18 protein-coding genes are annotated in these 19,751 nt (G+C 73.9%); 6 read left to right on the forward strand and 12 right to left on the reverse strand.

What is annotated here, in order from left to right; genetic code table 11:
* Positions 1–117 precede the first annotated feature (117 nt).
* Both AB0L21_RS17375 and AB0L21_RS17380 read right to left on the reverse strand, forming a co-directional pair.
* Positions 118–948, reverse strand: a complete 831-nt coding sequence (locus tag AB0L21_RS17375; RefSeq protein ID WP_365784873.1) for an SAM-dependent methyltransferase — start codon at positions 946–948, stop codon at positions 118–120.
* Positions 949–1,036: 88 nt separating this feature from the next.
* A complete protein-coding gene (locus AB0L21_RS17380; RefSeq protein ID WP_365784985.1) occupies positions 1,037–2,137 on the reverse strand; it encodes a hypothetical protein in 1,101 nt (366 codons plus the stop codon).
* A gap of 188 nt (positions 2,138–2,325) precedes the next feature.
* On the opposite strand from AB0L21_RS17380, the gene AB0L21_RS17385 reads away from it, so the two are divergent.
* Entirely contained in the window at positions 2,326–2,712 is a 387-nt protein-coding gene (locus AB0L21_RS17385) for a PPOX class F420-dependent oxidoreductase (RefSeq protein ID WP_365710030.1), read from the forward strand.
* 22 nt (positions 2,713–2,734) lie between these two features.
* Here the strand turns inward: AB0L21_RS17385 and AB0L21_RS17390 are convergent, their stop codons facing one another.
* The 3 genes from AB0L21_RS17390 to AB0L21_RS17400 all read right to left on the reverse strand — a co-directional run bounded on the left by AB0L21_RS17390 (position 2,735) and on the right by AB0L21_RS17400 (position 4,762).
* Positions 2,735–2,983 (reverse strand): hypothetical protein, encoded by a 249-nt coding sequence (locus AB0L21_RS17390; RefSeq protein ID WP_365784875.1) that lies wholly within the window; start codon positions 2,981–2,983, stop codon positions 2,735–2,737.
* Between the two features lie 459 nt (positions 2,984–3,442).
* Complete coding sequence (locus tag AB0L21_RS17395; RefSeq protein ID WP_365710026.1) at positions 3,443–3,859, reverse strand: zinc ribbon domain-containing protein; 417 nt, start codon at positions 3,857–3,859, stop codon at positions 3,443–3,445.
* Between the two features lie 156 nt (positions 3,860–4,015).
* Positions 4,016–4,762: a TetR family transcriptional regulator gene (locus tag AB0L21_RS17400; RefSeq protein WP_365784877.1), complete on the reverse strand. Its 747-nt coding sequence runs from the start codon at positions 4,760–4,762 to the stop codon at positions 4,016–4,018.
* Positions 4,763–4,972: 210 nt separating this feature from the next.
* Between AB0L21_RS17400 and AB0L21_RS17405 the strand changes: the two genes are divergently transcribed.
* On the forward strand, positions 4,973–5,815 hold the full coding sequence (locus tag AB0L21_RS17405) for a hypothetical protein (RefSeq protein WP_365784879.1): 843 nt from the start codon (positions 4,973–4,975) through the stop codon (positions 5,813–5,815).
* A 28-nt stretch (positions 5,816–5,843) separates the two neighbouring features.
* On the opposite strand, the gene AB0L21_RS17410 is transcribed toward AB0L21_RS17405, so the two are convergent.
* Together AB0L21_RS17410 and AB0L21_RS17415 are read right to left on the reverse strand one after the other, a co-directional pair.
* A complete protein-coding gene (locus tag AB0L21_RS17410; RefSeq protein WP_365710020.1) occupies positions 5,844–6,152 on the reverse strand; it encodes a hypothetical protein in 309 nt (102 codons plus the stop codon).
* Positions 6,153–6,371: 219 nt separating this feature from the next.
* Complete coding sequence (locus AB0L21_RS17415) at positions 6,372–6,956, reverse strand: DUF488 domain-containing protein (protein ID WP_365710018.1); 585 nt, start codon at positions 6,954–6,956, stop codon at positions 6,372–6,374.
* A gap of 249 nt (positions 6,957–7,205) precedes the next feature.
* Here AB0L21_RS17415 and AB0L21_RS17420 point away from each other — a divergent pair, with 249 nt between their 5' ends.
* The 4 genes from AB0L21_RS17420 to AB0L21_RS17435 all read left to right on the forward strand — a co-directional run bounded on the left by AB0L21_RS17420 (position 7,206) and on the right by AB0L21_RS17435 (position 12,581).
* Entirely contained in the window at positions 7,206–8,990 is a 1,785-nt protein-coding gene (locus AB0L21_RS17420) for an N-acetylglutaminylglutamine amidotransferase (protein WP_365710016.1), read from the forward strand.
* Positions 8,987–11,197, forward strand: a complete 2,211-nt coding sequence (locus AB0L21_RS17425; RefSeq protein ID WP_365784881.1) for a prolyl oligopeptidase family serine peptidase — start codon at positions 8,987–8,989, stop codon at positions 11,195–11,197. The genes AB0L21_RS17420 and AB0L21_RS17425 overlap by 4 nt, the downstream gene beginning before the upstream one ends.
* Before the next feature lie 119 nt (positions 11,198–11,316).
* Positions 11,317–11,988 carry a peptidoglycan-binding protein gene (locus AB0L21_RS17430; RefSeq protein WP_365784883.1) on the forward strand — a complete coding sequence of 224 codons (672 nt, stop codon included), beginning with the start codon at positions 11,317–11,319 and terminating at the stop codon, positions 11,986–11,988.
* A gap of 74 nt (positions 11,989–12,062) precedes the next feature.
* Complete coding sequence (locus AB0L21_RS17435; RefSeq protein ID WP_365711246.1) at positions 12,063–12,581, forward strand: flavin reductase family protein; 519 nt, start codon at positions 12,063–12,065, stop codon at positions 12,579–12,581.
* A gap of 78 nt (positions 12,582–12,659) precedes the next feature.
* On the opposite strand, the gene AB0L21_RS17440 is transcribed toward AB0L21_RS17435, so the two are convergent.
* The 5 genes from AB0L21_RS17440 to AB0L21_RS17460 form a co-directional block, all read right to left on the reverse strand.
* Positions 12,660–15,047 carry a SpoIIE family protein phosphatase gene (locus AB0L21_RS17440; protein WP_365711264.1) on the reverse strand — a complete coding sequence of 796 codons (2,388 nt, stop codon included), beginning with the start codon at positions 15,045–15,047 and terminating at the stop codon, positions 12,660–12,662.
* 177 nt (positions 15,048–15,224) lie between these two features.
* Positions 15,225–15,605 (reverse strand): hypothetical protein, encoded by a 381-nt coding sequence (locus AB0L21_RS17445; protein WP_365711248.1) that lies wholly within the window; start codon positions 15,603–15,605, stop codon positions 15,225–15,227.
* A gap of 342 nt (positions 15,606–15,947) precedes the next feature.
* Positions 15,948–16,865, reverse strand: a complete 918-nt coding sequence (locus AB0L21_RS17450; RefSeq protein WP_365711250.1) for a MurR/RpiR family transcriptional regulator — start codon at positions 16,863–16,865, stop codon at positions 15,948–15,950.
* Positions 16,866–16,943: 78 nt separating this feature from the next.
* The gene (locus tag AB0L21_RS17455) at positions 16,944–18,671 is read right to left on the reverse strand and encodes a phospholipid carrier-dependent glycosyltransferase (RefSeq protein ID WP_365784885.1); all 1,728 of its coding nucleotides are present in this window, start codon (positions 18,669–18,671) and stop codon (positions 16,944–16,946) included.
* Between the two features lie 423 nt (positions 18,672–19,094).
* Complete coding sequence (locus tag AB0L21_RS17460) at positions 19,095–19,745, reverse strand: nucleoside/nucleotide kinase family protein (RefSeq protein ID WP_365711256.1); 651 nt, start codon at positions 19,743–19,745, stop codon at positions 19,095–19,097.
* Positions 19,746–19,751: the final 6 nt, after the last annotated feature.

The following is a 19,751-nucleotide window of genomic DNA, read 5'->3' on the forward strand; positions in this document are numbered from 1 at the left end:
CCGAACGCGCGCTGCCCGTACCGGCACCGCGAGGCCCCCGGATCGTCGAGGGCCCGCTCCTCCATACGGGGGCCGGGGCCACGGCGTTCACCGGCGCCGGTGAACTCCCGTGCGCGGTCAGTTCTTGCGGGCCACCCCGCCGAACATGGCGACCTCCTCCGGCTCGGCGCCGCCGCCGTCCTCCGGGCGCCACCGCGAGCAGGACACCACGCCCGGCTCCAGCAGCTCCAGGCCGTCGAAGAACCGGGCCACGTCCTCGGGCGTGCGCTGCTTCAGCTTCGGGGTGCCGTGCTCGTTCCAGAACTTCACCGCCTCGTCCACGTCCGGCATCGACGGGCTGGTGATGGTGTGCGACAGCACCAGGTGGCTGCCCGCCGGCAGCCGGTCCGTCAACTGCCGTACCAGGTCGTACGGGTCCTCGTCATCGCCGATGAAGATGACCACGCCGAGCAGCATCAGGGCCACCGGCTGACTGAAGTCCAGCGTCTTCGCCGCGTGTTCGAGGATCGCGTCGACGTTGCGCAGATCCTCGTCCAGATAGTCGGTACGGCCTTCCGGTGTGCTGGTCAGCAGGGCACGCGCGTGCGCCAGGACGAGCGGGTCGTTGTCGACGTACACGATCCGGGACTCCGGTGCGATCCGCTGCGCCACCTCGTGCGTGTTGTCGGCGGTGGGCAGCCCGGTGCCGATGTCCAGGAACTGCCGGATGCCCACCTCACCGACCAGATGGCGCACCGCGCGGCCCAGGAACAGCCGGTCGGCGCGCGCGTACTCGCCGATGCCCGGGTGCAGTTGGCGGATCTGGTCGCCGGCCGCTCGGTCGACCTCGTAGTTGTCCTTGCCGCCGAGCCAGTAGTTCCAGATCCGGGCCGTGTGCGGCTGGCCGGTGTTGATACGGGCGCGCAACGACACGGCCACGTCGTTGGTGGCTGCCGGGTTGTCGGTCACGTGGGTCAGCTCCTGGGTGCCTGATGAGAGGCCGGACGGGGTGTCCGGCGAGGACGCCTGACGGGGATTGCACCGTGCAAGACGCAATCTAGACGCCCGAGTTGATCTCTGCCGCCCGGCCCGGGTTTTCTCCGGCCGGAGCCAGCCGGGCCCAGCTGCGCGCGTCGCCCCACACGGACTGCTCCGCCACGTACGGCCGCAGGCACGCGGTCAGCTCCGGGTCACCCGTGCCGGCCAGTTCGTCAGAGGCGATCTTGCGGGCGATCCCGGCCAGGAAGTCGGCGATCTGCACCCGGGCGTCGTCCCGGGAGTCGACCAGCCGCAGCCCGTGCAGCGCGATCCCGTCCCGATGGGCGGACTGCACGATCCGGGCGATCCGGCCCGGCGTCAGCGCGTTCTGCCGGTCGTGCACGAGCACGACCGGCCGGCCGTCGGCACTCCAGTGCGCGGCTGTGTGCCGCAGCGCGGGGAACAGCGGATTGAGTACCGGGAAGAGGGGTGGTGCCGCCCGCATCCGGGTCCGGTAGGCGTCCGCCCGTTGCCGGTGCGCGGCGAGCCGGCGCAGGATCCCGGCGGCCTCGGATCCGGGGGCGGCCCGGACGAGCGCGTCGACGGTCGCGAAGAAGGCGTCTTCGGGCGCGTGGAGCGCTTCCCTGACCGTGGGGAGGGCCTCTCCGGCCGCGGGGGGTGCTTCGCCGGTCATGGGGGACCCCTTCCCGGCCGCGCAGGGCGCGTCCCCGGCCGCGGGGGCCCCCTCTCCGCCCGTGTCCCGCGGCCCGCCCGGGCGGACCCGCAGCAGGGCGTTCGCGGCCACCAGGAACTGCCGCCAAGCGGCGGCCCCGAAGACCTCCGGCCCCTGCCGGTACAGGGACACGGCGTCCGTAGGGTCCCCGAGCAGCAGGGCCGCGACCCGGTCCACCACGAGGAACGCCTTCTCCGTCAGGTGCACATGGGCCCGCCCGTGGATCGGCCCGCCGGCGGCCAGCAGCCACACCAGCACCGCCCGGTGCTTCTCGCGCAGCAGGTGGTTCGCCTTGTACTCCTCGGCGGGCGAACGGATCCGGTGCCGGATCTCCCGCACGCACTCCGCGGCGACGTCCACCGGCAGAGCCACGCTCGCGTGCGCGAACACGTCCGTGTTCCCGCCGAGCAGGTTCTCCCCGTCCGCTCCCGACTCGTCGCAGGCCACCTCCCGGACGCGGCCCCGCGCCGCCGCCCTCCACCGCTCCCGCGTTCCGCCGACTCCGTCTGCGCCCACGTCACAGCCCTTCGTCCCGACCGAGCCTCATGACCAGCATCTCGCACACCGCCCGCTCGTCGGGCCGACGGCCGTCACCGGGCTTCGCCGGGCACGGGCCGCCCTCCTACACTGCGGGCATGGACGACACGCGGCTCGACCGGCTCGGGTCCGGCACGTATCTGCTGGTGACCAGTTACCGGAAGAACGGCACCCCCGTCGCGACCCCGGTGTGGGTGGTCCGGGACGGCGGCACGCTCGGGGTGTGGACGGCCGCCGACAGCTGGAAGGTCAAGCGGATCCGGCGCCGCCCGGACGTCCTCGTCGGCCCGTGCGACGCGCGCGGCAATCCGACCGGTGACCAGGTGCCGGCCACGGCCGAGGTCGCCGATCCGGCCACCACCGCCCACTACCGGAGCCTGATCGCCCGCAAGTACGGCCTCCTCGGCCGCCTCACCCTGCTGGGCAGCCGGCTCCGGCGCGGCCTGGACGGCACCGTCGGCATCCGGGTGACCCTCGGGAAGTGAGGGCCACCCCCGGACCGGCGTCCTACGACGCGTTCAGCGCCGAACAGGACAGCTCAGGGCCCCCGGTGTGCGGCTCACCGGCCCACAGGGCGACCTGCCGGAACAGCACGGACTCCGTGGCCTCCGGATCCGGTTCTCCACCGTGGGCAGGGTGATCTCCGCGCTGATCCTCCTCGCCGGTACGTCGTTCGTGGACCGCTCCGGGCCGGCGGCCGGCGCGAGCGGCGAACAGCGCGGCCGTGTCGACGTCCACCGCCTCGGACAGCGACACCCGCCACTTCGGCGTCTGCCCCCGGCCACCTTGCAGCCGGCGACCGTACCCCGGACTGCCGGCAACCGCTCCGCCGACGCCGCGCCGGCCGCGTCCGGCACCCCCAACAGCGGTCCTGCCGACCGGAACTCGACCCGTGCGTCCCCGACGGGCACGGCCCGGTGCGACCTCCCGGCTGCGGCGCCGAACCCTCGCCGGCCGGCCGTCACCCGTAAGCGTGGGCTACCTGGCCGCCGACAGCCGCTCCGAGCGCGGCAACTCCTCCCGACCTACCGGCACGATCGCCCGGCCTCCTGTCAGCCGGGGAGGGTGCCGGCCGAACGAGTCCCCGGTCATCCCCTACGGCAGGCCGGGGTTCCCGCTCGACCGGGGTGACCGGCACGCCCGTCTCCCTCGACACGGAATGGCCGACCGGACGGCCCGTCACCGTGCCCACCCCCGTACAGCCGTGAACGGCGCTCAGGTCCAGGCCCGGTACGGCTCGTCCAGCAGCTGGAAGACCGGCTCCCCGCGCACCGGGTCCTTGGCGGTGGACAGCCGCACCCGGTCGCCGCTGTGGATGCCGATCGGCGGACCCATGACCCGGCCGCGTACGACGAACCCCTCGGCCATCTCTATCAGCGACACATTGCGCGCCGCCGGTGTGTTGCGGTGCACCACGGTGGAGTGGCGGACCGTGCCGACGCCCTCGCTGCGCTCCGTCCGCAGCTCACTGCCCTGGCAGACCGGACACAGCAGCCGGTGGTACATCGCGGTGCCGCACCAGGTGCAGCGCTGGAAGAGGATGGCGTCCTTGGAGTCCGCGGCGGCGGGATCGAGAACGCCCGCCGCGGAGCCGGCCACCGGATGCGAGGTGCTTGCTGAGTGGTGGTACACGCTGGTCAACTCCCTGCGCTCGGCCGGAATCCCACGTGCCCAGGCGGACCGGGCACACGTGTGCGCGGTTGCCGTGCCACCGTGCACGCCGACAGAGTATGGCACTGAGTGTCACTCGTAAAGGCACTCCGTACCCCTAATTACCCCAGTTCTCGGTCAGTCCCGGCCGAGCGCCGTCTCCAGTTCCTGCACCACCCGCCACAGCGGGGCGTCCCGGCGGGACACCAGCACCACCACGTCGTCGGGCTGCCCCGGCTGTGCGCCGGCCGTCACCACGCCCGCCCGGGCGGGGGCCGCAGGGACGTCCGCCGACCGGCCGAACGTCTTCTGTACGTACCCCAGCGCGTGGTCCACGGCGGCCCCCGGGTCACCCTCGCCGTCCGACCGCAGCCACGAGCGCAGCGCGTTGTTGTGCGCGGCGACGACCGCGGCTGCGATCACGTCGGCGCGCAGTGTCCCGTCGGGGCGTCCCGCGAAGCGGGCGCGCAGGTACTCGGCGAGCGCGCGTTCGTAGCGCCACACCACGGACAGCTCGTACGCGCGCAGGCCCGGCACCTGCCGGGTGAGGCGGTAGCGCTGCACGGAGAAGGCAGGGTTCTCGGCGTACATCCGCAACACCAGCCGGGCCGCGTCGCACACCCGCCGCACCGGCTCGTGCTCCGCGCCGCCGGCCGCGAGGAAGGCGGTCATGTCGGCCAGGCAGCGCTCGTGGTCGGGGAAGACCACGTCCTCCTTGGAGGGGAAGTAGCGGAAGAACGAACGCCGGCCGACCCCGGCCAGGGCCACGATGTCGTCCACGGTGGTCTGCTCGTACCCGCGTTCCAGGAAGAGCCGGAAGGCCGCCGCCACCAGGGCGTCCCGGATCGGCGGCTTCGCGGCCGGCACCGCGCTGCTGGAGCTCATGGACGGGAACGTAGCACCCGGACCGGATCCGTGACACTCAGTGCAGCGTGAGCGTCCTTATGGGGGAACTGAGTGCTCCTGGTGCCGGTGGCAGGGGTGGCCGAAAAGGGCTGCACGCCTGCGGCGTAACCTTTCTCCGCCACCGCCACCGCCACCGCCACCGCCACCGCCACCGCCACGCCGTACCCTGCGCCGCCCCGAGGAGCCCCCATGCCCGCCGCCCGCCCCCGCCTTCTCTACGTCACCGACCTGGCGTACCAGGCGCGCGGGCGCCGCTACGGCGACGAGGACGTCCACCTCACCTCCCGGCTGCGCGCCCACTTCGACCTGGCCCTGTGCCATCCGCTGGACGCGGCGGCCCTGATGGACGGCTTCGACGCCGTCGTCGTCCGCAACAGCGGGCCCGTCCTCGGCTACCAGAAGGAGTACGACGCCTTCCGCGCGCAGGCGCTCGCCGCCGGCACCCGGGTGTACAACCCGCTCAGCGGGAAGGCCGACATGGCCGGGAAGCAGTACCTGCTCGACCTGACCGCCGCCGGCTTCCCCGTGATCCCGACCGTCGACCGCGCCGAGGACCTGGACCGGCTGCCGGCCGCCGAGCGGTACGTGGTCAAGCCGAAGCACGGCGCGGACTCCCTCGGCCTGCGGATCGTCCCCGGCGGCAGGGTCGCCGGACTCGCCACCGGGGACGTCCTGGTCCAGCCGTGCGTCGAGTTCGCCTACGAGGTGTCCTTCTACTTCGTCGACGACGACTTCCAGTACGCCTTGTACGCCCCCGACCCCGAGCGCCGCTGGGAGCTGCGGCCGTACCCGGCCACCGCCGCCGACCTGGAGTTCGCCCGCCGGTTCATCGACTGGAACGACCTCGGCTACGGCATCCAGCGCGTCGACGCCTGCCGCGCCCCCGACGGAAGCCTGCTGCTGGTCGAGCTGGAGGACCTCAACCCGTACCTGTCCCTGGACGCGCTGCCGGAGGAGGCCAGGGACGCCTTCGTCACCGCGTTCACGGCGTCCCTGAGCCGGTTCGCGCAGGGGGTGCCCATCCCGGCCTGACGGTGGTCCGATGCGTGCGGCTCACGCTTCACGGTCGGGGACGGGTGCGGTGCCACCGTGGCCGTGCGTCACCGCCGCGGCGTCCGGCCACGGACGCGCAGCGTGGGCACACGCGCCGCACCCGGTCTGCCGCGCCTCCGGATTCCGGGAAGGTGTCCGGCCAGCTGACGTGCGGGAAGCGCGTCAGCTGGGAGCGGCTGAGGGACAGTCCGCAGACGGTCTGGTTCAGACCCGGCTCCCACGCGTGGACCTCGCCGGCGGGCAGCCGGCGCCGGCCGTCCTCCTCGTCCGTCCACTGCCCGGAGGCGGCGACGGCGTACTGCTTTCGGCGTCCCATGGCCTGCTCCGGAGCTGGTCAGCCGACCGTGACGGCGACGCGAGGCCGTCCGGTGCCGCCGGCACGCGGTCCGTCGGTGGCACCGCGTGCCCTGCGTGCCGGGGGGCGAGCGGGCAGGACGCGTGAACGCTCGTACTCGGTCATCGTGGCACCGTCCTCGACTCGGCCGGACCGCACTACGCGTGCCCCGCTGGGCGCCCGCCACACCCACGGATGACCTCACCCGGCTGCCCGCGGACCGGTGTCGTAGACCAGGAGGCCGTCACCGCGAAGGCGCGCACCTGGCGTCGGGCTGTGCGCCGTGAGGCGCCCGTCGTGCATCAGGTGCAGGACGACCGCGCCGCGGGCCAGGACGGCGAAGTCGGCGATCAAGCGTCGGTGGCATCGCCACCACACCGCCTCACCGCACATCACCGCGGTACGCGTCTCGCCTGCCTGCCGCAGCACGCCGTCCATCGCGGTCACGAACTCCGCGCTGCGCGTGTGAGCGGCGTAGCCCCGGAAGGACTCGTTGCGCCAGACGGTGTCGGGAGAGTCCGGCGACGGCTTGCGCCATCCGCCCAGCCGCGGCTCCCACCGGTAGGCGATCCGCTCCTCGGGCATCCACTGGGCCAGCCGCTGGCGTGACAGGTCCGGATCGCGGCGACTGCCCGGTGCGGTCCTGACGTCCACGACGGCGGCCACGCCGGCTTGCCGCAGAAGCTCGGCCAGCGTCGTCCGATCGGCCGTGCCGTGACCGAAGGTGATCAGTTCCAGGTGCGACCCGGGAATCCCGCCCACGGGACCGGTCCGGAGATGGCTCATACACCGAGTGCACCATGTACCGGCGCGTCGAGTGCGCCGCGTGGGGCTTACCTGCTCAGGGCCTGGGCACTCGAACACGACACAAGCCGCCGCAGCCGCCACTGCCGGTCTCCGTCGCGGTGGCAGTCGCCGCTTCAGTGAGCCGCGCGACACGTTTCTGTCGTCTTCAGAAGGGGGCGTCATGTATCGCAGTACCGCCCAGCTCCGCACCGGAGGACACGCCGGTGCGCCGGACGGAGGCGGGGCGTCATGTGCGGTCTGAGCGGAGAGGTCCGCTTCGACGGGCGGTCACCCGACCTCGCGGCCGTCGGACGCATGACGGAGCGGCTCGCCGCGCGCGGACCCGACGGGCAGGGCACCTGGAGACGGGGCGCGGTCGCGCTGGGACATCGCCGCCTGAAGATCATCGACCTCTCGGACAGCGGAGCGCAGCCCATGACGGACGCCCGGGGCGAGATCACCGGCGTCTTCAACGGCTGCGTGTACAACTATCCCGAGCTGCGGAAGGAGCTGCGCGGTCTCGGGCACCGCTTCCGGTCGACGTCGGACACGGAGGTGGTGCTCAACGCCTACCGGCAGTGGGGCACCGCGTGCGTGGAGCGTTTCCGCGGCATGTTCGCCTTCGCGATCGTCGAGCACCGGACCGGCCGCGTCGTCCTCGCCCGGGACCGGCTCGGGATCAAGCCCCTGTACCTGGCGCGTACGCCGGGCCGGCTCCGTTTCGCCTCCACGCTGCCCGCTCTCCTGGCCGCCGGTGACGTGGACACCTCCCTCGATCCGGTGGCCCTGCACCAGTACCTGAGCTGGCACGCCACGGTCGCGGCGCCGCGCACCGTCCTCAACGGCGTGCGCAAGCTTCCCCCGGCCACCGTGCGGGTCGTCGAACCGGACGGGACGTACCGGGACCACCGCTACTGGCAGCCGTCCTACACCCGTCGGGCCGAGTACGCCGGCATGACGGCGGACGAATGGCGTGACGCGGTGCTGGACGCGCTGCGCGTGGCCGTGCGCCGGCGGACGGTGGCCGACGTGCCGGTCGGTGTCCTGCTCTCCGGCGGCCTCGACTCCAGCCTCATCGTCGCGCTGCTGGCCGACGAGGGCCGGCGCGACCTGATGACGTTCAGCGTCGGGTTCGAGACGGAGGGCGGCGAGAAGGGCGACGAGTTCCGCTACTCGGACCTGGTGGCCCGGGAGTTCGGCACCGACCACCGCCGGCTGATGGTTCCCTCCGAGCGGGTGTCGACGGCTCTGGACGGGGCGTTCGAGGCGATGAGCGAGCCGATGACCAGCCACGACGTGGTCGCCTTCCACCTGCTGTCCGAGCGGGTGTCCAAGGAGGTGAAGGTCGTGCAGAGCGGGCAGGGCGCCGACGAGGTCTTCGCCGGTTACCACTGGTACCCGCGGCTGGCGTCGGTCTCCCGCGAGGACGAGCCGGAGCGGTACGCCGCGACCTACTTCGACCGGCCGCACGCCGACCTCGCCCGGGTCCTGCGGCCCGAGATGCTGCCCCAGGACGACGTCTCGGGACGCTTCGTACAGGAGCACATGGCGCAACCGGGGGCGGAGACGGCGCTGGACGCCGCTCTTCGGCTGGACACGCACGTCATGCTCGTCGACGACCCCGTCAAGCGGGTCGACAACATGACCATGGCCTGGGGCCTGGAGGCGCGGGTGCCGTTCCTGGACCACGAACTGGTCGAGCTGGCGGCGGCCTGCCCGCCGGAACTGAAACTGGCCGACGGCGGCAAGGGTGTGCTGAAGGAGGCGGGCCGCAAGCTCCTGCCCCACGAGGTCGTCGACCGCCCCAAGGGCTATTTCCCCGTGCCGGCCATCCGGCACATGGCGGGTCCCGTCCTCCGGCGCGTGCGTGAGGCCCTGGAGGCACCGGAGGCCAGGCACCGCGGTGTGTACCGGGACGCGTACGTCACGGAACTCCTCAAGGCGCCCGACGAGCACCGGACCAGGCGGGGCGCGAACGCCCTGTGGCAGATCGCTGCGCTGGAGATATGGCTGCAGACCCACGGAATCAGGTGACCGACGACCGGGGCACGCGGGCGACGCACGGCCCGGCATCCGCCCTCACCGGCCCCGGACCACGCGGTCCGAGCCCCACCCGCCCCCCGGACCGCCGGACGGGCGACCTTCTCGGCGCTGCCTGTGCCGCCGCCCCCGCGCCGGTGCCGCTGCCCGAGGCGGGCGGCCCGCGAGACGCGGTGACACGGCTGCGCGCGCACGGCTGCTGGTACCCCTCCGCGAACGCCGACGGCAGCGAGACGGCGTTCATCTGCGACCGCGGAGGCGTCCCCCAGCTGTGGGCCGGGCCCGTCGACGGCGACGAGGTGCGGCTGCTGGACGCCTCACCGGATCCGGTGAAGGAGGTGTCCTGGTCACCGGACGGCCACTGGATCGCCTACACCACGGCGCCGGGCGGCGGTGAGCACTCACGGGTGCTCTGCGTGCGGCCCGACGGCACCGGCCGCCGCATCCTGGCCGGGGCCGACCCGGCCAGTTCCGCCTACCTGGGCTGCTGGGCGCACGACGGCTCGGCCATCGCCGTCACCGTCGCGGCTCCGGCCGCTGACGCGTACGGGGGCCTCGGGAGGCAGGCCCTGACGGACTCCGCCCCGGCAGAGGACTGGCTCGCCGGGATGCGCCCGGCGGCCGACTGGGCGGACCGGGACGGTCACGCCACGCTCCTCGGCCCGGCCGCCTACGACGCCGCCTCCGGGACAGCGCCGAACGGGACGCCGAACGGCACCACGGCTGCGGCGGCCCGGCCCGACGGCGACCTGTCGGTCTACCTGATCGATCCCGACGCCCTGGCCTCGCCCGTCCTGCTCACCACCGAGACCCACGCCGCCTCCCTGCGCGCGTGCGACCTCAGCCATGACGGCCGCCTCGCGCTGCTGCGCCGGGGGCCGCGCGGACGGCGCGAGGCGGTCGTCCTGCGCACCGCCGACTCGGTGACCACCCTCGCCGTGCCGGTCGCCGACGGCGACCCATGGATCGGCCGGTTCTCCCCGGACGCGCGGACGCTGTGGCTGCGCAGCAACAGCGACCGCGAGTACGCGGCACTCCTCGCGGTGGCTCTGGACGCCGACGGCGTGCCGCACGAGGTGTCGGTCGCGGCGGAGCGTGCGGGTAGCGACCTCGAACTCCTGGCGCTGGCTCACGACGGCCGCACCGCCGCGCTCGCGTGGAACACGCGAGGCGCGAGCGAGCTGGAACTCGTCGAGACCTTCTCGACGGGGCGGGCCCCGGACGGCACGGGCCCGGCGAGGCCGCTGCACCTGCCCCACGAGGTCGTCACGCGCGTGACCGCCGCCGGTGCCGGGCGCCTGCTGCTCGCGCTGTCGGGGTCGCAGCGCCGGCCGGGCGTCTGGTGGGCCCACGAAGGCGTGTCCCTGCTGCGCACCCCGTGGTCCTCCCTGGACGAGGACGCCGTCCCGCCGGGCCGCCCGCCGGTACGCCCCGTCCCCGTGCGCCTGACCGCGCGGGACGGGCTGCCCCTGAGCGGCTGGTACTACCGGGCGCCGGGGCGCGCCCCCGACGAACCGGCACCCTGTGTGATCCACCTGCACGGCGGTCCGGAGGAGCAGGAACGCCCGGTGTTCAACCCGCTCTACCACGAGCTGGTCGGGCGTGGCCTGGACGTCTTCGCACCCGACGTCCGGGGCTCTTTGGGGCACGGCCGCTCGTTCGTCGACGCCGACCTGGGCGCGGGCCGCTTCGCCGCCCTCGACGACGTCGCGGACTGCGCGGTCCACGCGGTCACCGCGGGCCCCGCCGACCCGACGCGGCTCGCGGTCATGGGCCGCTCGTACGGCGGCTATCTGACGTTCGCCTCCCTCGTGTGGCACCCGGACCTGTTCCGCACCGGAGTCGCCGTCTGCGGCATGTCCGACTTCCTCACCTTCTTCGCCGGTACGGAGCCGTGGATCGCGGAATCGGCGGCGTACAAGTACGGCCACCCGGAGCGCGACCGTGAACTGCTCCGTGCCCTGTCGCCGATGAGCCGCATCGACGCGCTGCGCGTCCCGGTGCTGGCCGTCCACGGCGAGCACGACACCAACGTGCCGCCGGGAGAGTCCCAGCAGTTCGTACGGGCCGCGCGGGAACGGGGCATCCACGCGGAACTGCTGACCCTGCGCGACGAAGGGCACGACTTCTTGCGTGCGGACAACCGGCGCCTGTTCCGCCGCGCCGCGGCCGACTGGATGCAACGGCACCTCCACACGTGAACCCACCGCCTCCGTCAGGGGTGAGCGGTGATGGCTGAACGAGGCCGCGGTGCGCGCCGTATCTGAGCACGCGGGCTGCGCGAGCCGCGCCCCCGCCCGCGGGACGGAAGGAGAGCCAGGTGCCGACACCGCCCGACCCCGAACGGCCGCCGCCCGGACCGGTCCTGGAGCCCGTCAGGGTCATGCGCCTACGCCGGTTCGACGCCCTCGCGGAACTCATGCGGGAGATCCGGCCCGATCCGGTGACCCACGAGGACGACACCCGGGAACTCCCGCCCGTGCCCGCCTCGGTCTCTCCCCCCTCGGATACCGCCGGCCCGAGCGCGGGCCCGGGCCCGCGCCGGGCCACGGTGGCTGCGGCCGTAGTGGCGGCAGCCCTCGTCGGCTTCGGCTGCGCCCTGCTCCTGCCCGGCCGCCAGCAGGCCGCCGCGCCCGCCCGCCCGGCCCCGCCGGCCACGACCGCACCGCCCGCCAACGCACCGGGCGGTCCGCCGGCCCCCACCACACCGGCCGAACCCACGGCCCCCACCCCCGCGCCGGACCCCGACGGCCCCGGCACCCTCCGCCAGGGCGACACCGGTCCCGAGGTCGCCGACCTGCAACAACGCCTGCTGCGCGTCCCCGACGTCTACCGCGACGGCTCCACCAGCGGAACCTACGACGCCACGCTCACCGAGGCCGTGGCCCGCTTCCAGCTCTGGTACGGCGTCAGTGGCGACGAGACGGGTGTCTACGGGAACGACACGCGCCGTGCGCTGGAGTCCCGCACCGGCTTCGGCGACGATTCATGAGCGGCACACCGGGCACACGAGGACCACCGCGCGGCCGGCGCGGACCGGGCGGCGGCGGACGGGAGCGGAGCGGCATGGCGGACGAGAGCGGCACGCGGGGCCGGCAGGCACGACCGGACCTGGACGGCTTCTTCGACCGGCTGGACCCGGACATGTGCGTGGTCACCGCCGTGGCGAGCGGCAGGCGCGCCGGCTGTCTGGTCGGATTCGCCTCGCAGTGCTCCATCCAGCCGCCCCGGTTCGCCGTATGGCTGTCCAAGGTCAACCGGACCTACCGGGTCGCCCGGGCCGCGCAGTTCCTCGCCGTCCATCTGCTCACCCGCGACCAGCGGGACCTGGCGGAACTCTTCGGTGGCGAGACGGGCGACGAGGTCGACAAGTTCGCGCGGCTCGCCTGGCGGGAGGGGCACGGCGGCGCCGCCGTCCTGGAGGACACGGCGGCCTGGTTCGTCGGTGCCATCCTGCAGCGCACCGACGGCGGCGACCACGTCGGCTTCGTGCTCGACCCGGTCGAGTGGGGCGAGGGCCGGAGCGGGCCCCTGCTGCGGCTCTCCGACGCCGTCACCATCGACGCCGGCCACCCGGCGGACTGAACACGGCCACCCCTGGACCGTGCGGCGACCGCCCCCGGGCAGAGCGCGCCCGGGCAGACGGGAGTTTGACGACAGGGCCTAGCCCTCCGCGCCGTCCGCCGAGTCCTGCACGTCCTGCACGTCCTCCACCGGCATCCGGATGTCCAGCACACACACGTCGTCGCGCCGCTCGTCCGCCAGCATCGCCGCGAGCAGCGCGTCCAGGGAGCCGGGCTCGCCGCGGCCGTGGGCGCGCACCGCCTCGGCCAGCCGGGTGAAGCCCGCGTCCAGGCCCTCGCCGGGGCGTTCGACCAGGCCGTCGGTGTAGAGCAGCAGCCGGTCGCCGGGTTCCAGCCGCAGTTCCCGCGACTCGTAGGCGGGGGAGGCCGTCGCGCCGAGCAGCATGCCGCCGGGCCGGTCGAGGAAACGGACCTCGCCGCGGCGCACCAGCAGCGGCGGCGGGTGCCCCGCCTGCGCCCAGGCGAGAACCTGCTGGTCGGGGTCGTAGCGGGCGAGGACCATGGTGGCGGTGATCTGGCTGTCGCGGGAGTGCAGCAGCAGCTGGTTGAGCCGTGCCAGCGCCCCGGTGAGCGAGGAGCCGGTGCTGACCATGCCCTTCGCGGTGAACCTGAGCTGGGCCATGGTGGCCACGGCGTCGATGCCGTGGCCCGCCACGTCGCCGACCACGAACAGGGCGTCGTAGTCGGGCAGTTCGATGGCGCTGAACCAGTCGCCGCCGACGTGGATACCGGCCTGCGCGGGCAGGTAGGCGACCTCGACGCGCAGCCCGGCCAGCCGCACCGGCTTGCTGGGCAGCGGCAGCAGGGCGTGCTGGAGCCGGGCCGCCAGTGCCCGTTCGGCCTGGAGGATGCCGCGCTGGAGCAGCATCGCGCGCTCGCTCTCCACCAGCGCGAGTTCCGCGCTGCGCTGCGCGGTGAGGTCCTGGACGAAGCCGTGCACCTCGACCGGGGCGCCGTCGGGCGCCGTGACGGCCTCGGCGACCATCCGCAGATGCCGGACCCCCTCGGGCGTCTCGACCCGGAACGGCACGTCGAACGGGCGGCCGTGGGAGACGAGTTCCGCGATCGCGTGGGCCAGCGGGCCGGTGTCCTCGGGCAGTACCAGGTCGGGCAGTTCCTCCAGGCGGACCGGCCGCTGCCCGGGGTGCAGACCGAGCACGGCGTACGTCTGCGTGGCCCAGGAGGTCTCCTGGGTGATCAGGTTCCAGTTCGCCCAGCCGAGGTTGCCGAGCCGCTGCACGTCGGCCAGGCGCTGCTCCTGGCGCTCCACCGGATCGTGCCGCAGCCAGGTGACCACCAGACGCTCGCCGAGCGGAGCGGCCCGCACGGTGTAGGTGGCGGTCACCGGCACCTCGCCGACCACGTCCTGGTAGGCGAACGGCTCACCCTCGAAGGGCACTCCGGTTTCGAGGGCCTGCAGATAGCCCCGCCACAGCGGTTCGCCCGCGACCGACGGATAGCTCTCCAGGACACGCGTGCCGACCATGTCCCGGCCGGTGCGGCCGAACACGTCGACCGCCTCCGGGGTGGCGGCGTCGATGATGTAGTCCTCCACCTCGCCGGAGGGGGCGCGCAGCGGCGTCAGCAGGATCGCCGCGCCCGGCAGCGCGTCGAACACCGCCTGCACGGTCTGGGAGACGTCCGCGGGCGCGCCGCCGCGCGGGCTGTCGAAGGCCCGCAGCCGGCCCGCGCACAGCCGGGCCACGGCCCGCAGCAGCTCCCGCTCGCGACCCGCGAACGGTTCGCCGCGCCGGCGCAGCACCCCGAGGGCGACGCACGCGGTGTCCCCGTCCGGCACGGGCAGCCAGGCCCGGGTGAGCCACCGCTCCGGCGGATCCCCGATGAGCAGGTACCGGGTGCGGTCCAGGGCGATGTTCTCCAGCCAGCGCGGCTCCCCGGACTCCAGGGCGTCCAGCGCGGCCACGCCGGTCACCGGGGGGAGCTGGCGCCACTGGGCGGCGAGGGTGGGGTCGATGCCGGCGTGCCCGATCAGTCCGAGGCCGCCCTCGGGCAGCCGCTCGTACAGCATCACCGCGTCGGCGCCCGCCTCGGACGCGAGGTGGTCCAGCAGGCATCCGGCCAGCTCGTGCGGCGAGCCGACCCGGAGCAGATCGCGGCCGATGTGCCCCAGGACGCCCGTCAGGTCCTTGGTGCCGGTGGGCACGCTCTCCCAGGAGCGGACGGCGGCGGCCGGGGCGGCGGATGTGGCGGGCTGCTGCCGGGGCGGCAGGGCGCCCAGGGTGAGCCAGCACTGTTCGAGGAGGGTGCGGTTGCCGTCCTTGGCGCGCTGGACCAGCTCCTGGTGGGCGGCGTCCGGGGTACAGGAAGTGACGGCCATCAGTACGCCCTTGGCCCGCTCCACCACCGCGGAGGTGGCGGCCAGGTCCCGCAGCCGTTCCATCTCGGCGCGCTGCCGGGCCACGACCTTGGCCAGCGCCGCAAGATCGGCGCTGGCTCCGCGGTCCACAGGAGGCAGGGGCTCGCTCGTCACGCGATGAGCATTGCACATCAGCACCCGTCCGATCACTCGTCTGCCGGGTCGGAATTCACACGACCGGTGTACAAGATCGACGGCTGGGGAAGCGGCAGGTGAGGCGGCGGGCGAGGCAGGGCGAGGGGGCGGTGAGACAGGGGCCTGGCCAGGTCAGCGGGCCGTGCCGCGGGCGGCCAGGGCCTCGCTGACCACGCGGACGCTGCGCGCGATGTGCTGCAGCTGCAACACCTCCGCCGCGTACAGCTTGATCGTGTGCTCGATCACCGACTCGGGCAGTCCCAGCACGGGCAGTTCGGCCCGCGCGGTCTGCAGGGCGGTCCGCGCGACCCGGATCTCCTGCTGCACCTGGATCTGCGCGTGCCGGGCCAGCAGGACCGGGTGCCGGATGAGCGCCGGGTAGCTGGCGTAGCGCGCGGGGATCAGCTCGCGCAGCCACTTGGCGGCCGAGCGCTCCCAGTCGTACGAACCCGGCGTCTTGACCTGACAGGGCCAGTCTGGGCTGATGCGCGTGCTGGTCAGGGGCATGTTCATCGCTTCCGGTATGCGGCGTCGGAGGGTGGTCGACGGGTTCGGGGCGGCCCCGGTCTAGGGGATGACCGGGGCCGCCACGGGCGCGTCGCGCAGACGACGCGCCCCGGTACACCCCGGGCGCCGACGTGGGTAGGGGACGGCGGCAGAGGGTGTCCGTGCGCGGGCCCCGGACGAGCGGGGGAGCCCGCCGAGCAGTATTTATATATGCCGACCCGTTTGCAAGACGTATGAAAACATTCATGCGCGATATGCGGTGAATCATCCCTGTCCATGGCAGGGGTGACCGCAGGATCTTCACGGATGCCCGGAGCGGGCGGAAGGATCGGCCGTACGGGCCCCGGCTCAGTCCTTGAGGAAGAACTGGTGCTGCTCCGAGAGCTGTTCGTACTTCTCCAGCCGGCCCTGGGTGCGCTCCGGATCGGCGTCGGTCATGGCCTGCAGCAGCGCTGCGGCCAGCACGCCGGGCGCGGCATAGGAGTCGAACACCAGCCGGGAGCCGGTGCCCGTGGCGAAGGTGACGTCGGCCTCGTCGGCCAGCGGCCCGAGCGCCAGGTCGGTCACCAGGGCGACCTTCAGACCCGCGCCGCGCGCCACCCGGACGGCGTGCAGCGTCTCCTGCGAGTGCCGGGGCATGGCGAAGGCCAGCACCCAGCTGCCGCCGGCCTCCCGGGACTGCAACAGCGCGTCGTAAGCCACGCTGCCGCCGCGGGTCACCAGCCGCACGTCCGGATGGATACGGCGGGCCGCGTAGCCGAAGTACTCGGCGAGCGACACCGAGATGCGCAGGCCCAGCACGGTCAGCGGGGTGGAACGGGACAGCTCGCGGCCGACGTGGATGACCCGGTCGGGATCGGCGAAGTCGCGCCGCAGGTTCTCCAGGTTCTCGATCTCGGCGTCGACGGCCGCCTGCAGCTCGTTGGCCCGGTTCTCCTCGGCGGGCCCGCCGGCGAGACTGCTCAGCGCGATCGCCTGGAGCTTCTCGCGCAGCGCCGGGTAGCCGCTGAAGCCGACGGCGGCGGCGAAGCGGGTGACGGAGGGCTGGCTGACCCCCACCCGGTCGGCCAGCTCGGTGATCGACAGGAACGCGGCCTCGGTGATGTGCTCGATCAGGTACTGGGCGATGCGCCGCTGCCCCGGTGACAGACGCGGGCCGTCGAACAGTTCCCTGAGCCGGGAGGTCGGGGCGGCCTCGGCCGCGGGCACCGTCTTGCCCGACGTGATCGCTGATGCCTGTGCGCGTGCCTGCTGCGGCGAGGGCACCGGTCGGCCTCCTTTGTCTGCCACGAGGACTCAACATAGCTCACCGACCGTCGTGACCAGGGGGTTGAGACGGCGGGCTCACCGCCGGTACAGGCCGATGGAATGGCCCACTTCGCCGACCGGCCGGCTGCTCGCCAGCAGCCGCGCGAGCCGGCCGCGCGCCTTGGCGGCGGCGGAGTCCGACACGACCAGCAGCCCGTGCACCCGCTCCTGCGGCACCGTCCGCGGATCCGCCGCCCGGATGCCGTAGTACGACGGGACGCCGCTGCCCTTGTACACCAGCCACACCCGCTCGCCCGGGTACCGCTCCCGGAGCCGGTCGGCGAGCCGGCCCAGGTCCTGGCCCCAGTCCACGTTCGAGTCGTGCAGCAGCCGGTGGGTGCGCGCCGGGCCGCCGAACGCCTCGTTGGCGTACGGCAGGTAGTACGGGAACGTCCGCAGCGAACTCACCGCCACCCACAGCACCAGTGCGCCGGTCAGAAGGCCGCGCCACCGCCGGCGGAGGGTGAGCACGCAGGCCGCCGCCACCGCAAGGAACGCCGGTACGAACAGCGCGTACCGGGTGCCGAAGTCCCGCGACCCCGTCATCGCCGCCGCCAGCAGTACGAGGGGCGGCACCAGCAGATACGGCGCCGCGGGGCGCAGCCGCCGTACCGCCACGACGGCGACGGCACCGGCCGCGCCCAGCGCCAGCAGCCCGAGTGGGGTCTTCACCAGCAGCGCGGCCGGCAAGTAGTACCAGAGCGAGCCGGTGTACAGGTGCCCGAACAGATACCCCTGCCAGGGCTGCTCCTCCAGCCCGAACTGCACCCGCATCCCCGCCCGGTACGCCGGCGGCACCGGCAACAGCTCCACCAGCCGCGCCCGCGGCCCGTGCACACCCGGCACCGGCTCGGCGGGCTCGAACCGCAACCGAGGGTCGACGACCAGATACGCGGCCCACACGACGACGACGGCCACGACCGCGACGACGACGGCACCCACCACCGCCGACACCGCCGGACGCCGCGCGCTGAGCCAGGGCAGGGGCCGGCGCCGCGAGGCCGGGGCGGACCGGTGGGCGGTCAGGGCGGACAGCGCCGCCAGCGCCATCAGCACCGGTACCGCGGGCAGGGCGCTCATCTTGGTCGCCGTGGCCGCGCCCAGCGCCGCCCCCGCGAGCGGCAGGTACAGGACGGGGCGGTGCCGGGCCCGCCACGTCAGCCAGGCCGAGGTCAGGACGAATCCGGCCGCCGGCAGGTCCAGCGTGGCCAGGGAACCGTGCGCGATCACGTCGGGCGAGAACGCGTACAGGGCGAGCGCGACCAGGCCGCCCGCCGTACCCGTCAGGTCCCGGGCGAACGCGAACACCACCAGCCCGCACAGCAGCGTCAGCGCGATCACCGGCAATCGCGCCCAGAGCATCAGCCGCCAGGGATCGTTGCCCGACGCGTACAGCAGATCCCGGCCTACCTGCCCCTGACTGCCGCTGCCCGACGGATCGTAGTGGGGGCCCGCCACCGCCACCCCGGCCGAGATCAGCAGCTTCCCGAGCGGCGGATGCTCGGGGTTGTAGCGCAGCCGGTGCTCGCGCAGATAGTCGGTGGCCGTGGCGACGTACACCGGCTCGTCGATGGTGGGGGTCTGCCGCACCGCCGTGGTGACCATCGCCGCGGCCATCTGCCCGAGCAGCAGGACGACCAGGAGCGGCGGCAGCCACCGCCGCTGCCGGCGCAGCAGGGCCCACCGCCACGACGGGCGCTGTCGTACCGGGCCCGCGGCGGGAGCGGCGGGGGTGAGGACCGGTTGCTGTTCGCGCGCCATCATCCGTCCCGCGGCGGAACCGGCCGTGCGGGGGCGGGAGGGTTCGGGGGCCTGGTCATGGCCCTACCGTCGCACCGCTGCCGCCCCCGCGGCCGTCACCGCCGCACGAGTCGCACCGACAGACCTTCTGCCGTGTACACGGGTACGGTCCGCAGCCGGTCCAAGTTCACCTCGATCCGCTGGAACCGTCCGGCGAGCCGGGGCGCGGCGAGCACCGGCAGGCGTGCCGCCCGCCGCAGGCGGCCGTTCGGGGTCCAGCCGCAGCGCCTGCGCGGCCCGGTGCCCGACGGTCAGCGGTGCCTTGCCGCCGGCCCGCACGTGACCTTCAGCGTGCCCGCGTCCTGGTGCGCGGAGGGTGAACGCGGGGGACGGGGCCACAGGATCGAACGCGACCGGGCCACGGCCCCGCCGGCCGGCGGCGGAACGTCAGCCCGAGGGGAGCAGCGCGCCGGCCGGCACCACCAGGTCCGCCCACTGTCGTGTAACCGCGACCAGGTCGGCGTTGCGCTGGTCCGAGCCCAGCACCCAGGCCACGGCCGCCTCGTGCTCCTTGCCGAACTCCTCGTGCCGGGCGACCAGCCGGCGGATCCGCTCGTCCTCGGTGATCTCGCAGAACCACACCTCGTCCAGACACGGCCGCACCCGCGCCCACGGACCCTCCCGCAGCAGCAGGTAGTTCCCCTCGGTCACCACCAGCCGGGCCTGCGGCGGCACCGGGATCGCGCCCGCGAGCGGCTGCTCCAGCACCCGCTCGAACCCCGGCGCGTACACCACCTCGGCGGTCTCCTCGCGCAGCCGCCGCAGGAGCGCCGCGTACCCGGCCGCGTCGAAGGTGTCCGGCGCGCCCTTGCGGTCCCGCCGGCCCAGCCGGTCCAGCTCGGCGTCCGCGAGATGGAAGCCGTCCATCGGCACGTGCGCCGCCCACGGCGACCCGTCGCCGTTCAGCGCGTCCACCAGCCGCTCGGCCAGTGTCGTCTTGCCCGCACCGGGGCTGCCCGTGATGCCGAGCAGGGCACGCCGGCCGTCCCGGGGCAGGGCGCGGGCACGGCCGAGGAGGTCGTCGAAGGTCAGCGGCACACAGAG

It is taken from the genome of Streptomyces sp. NPDC052721, from assembly GCF_040678315.1.
Taxonomy (GTDB): domain Bacteria; phylum Actinomycetota; class Actinomycetes; order Streptomycetales; family Streptomycetaceae; genus Streptomyces.

Bases quoted from the DNA above. Each gene is read 5' to 3' on its own strand.
- AB0L21_RS17385 (WP_365710030.1), top strand. From the start codon at position 2,326: ATGGACGACACGCGGCTCGACCGGCTCGGGTCCGGCACGTATCTGCTG.
- AB0L21_RS17400 (WP_365784877.1), bottom strand. From the start codon at position 4,762: ATGAGCTCCAGCAGCGCGGTGCCGGCCGCGAAGCCGCCGATCCGGGAC.
- AB0L21_RS17405 (WP_365784879.1), top strand. From the start codon at position 4,973: ATGCCCGCCGCCCGCCCCCGCCTTCTCTACGTCACCGACCTGGCGTAC.
- AB0L21_RS17410 (WP_365710020.1), bottom strand. From the start codon at position 6,152: ATGGGACGCCGAAAGCAGTACGCCGTCGCCGCCTCCGGGCAGTGGACG.
- AB0L21_RS17415 (WP_365710018.1), bottom strand. From the start codon at position 6,956: ATGAGCCATCTCCGGACCGGTCCCGTGGGCGGGATTCCCGGGTCGCAC.
- AB0L21_RS17420 (WP_365710016.1), top strand. From the start codon at position 7,206: ATGTGCGGTCTGAGCGGAGAGGTCCGCTTCGACGGGCGGTCACCCGAC.
- AB0L21_RS17435 (WP_365711246.1), top strand. From the start codon at position 12,063: ATGGCGGACGAGAGCGGCACGCGGGGCCGGCAGGCACGACCGGACCTG.
- AB0L21_RS17445 (WP_365711248.1), bottom strand. From the start codon at position 15,605: ATGAACATGCCCCTGACCAGCACGCGCATCAGCCCAGACTGGCCCTGT.
- AB0L21_RS17455 (WP_365784885.1), bottom strand. From the start codon at position 18,671: ATGATGGCGCGCGAACAGCAACCGGTCCTCACCCCCGCCGCTCCCGCC.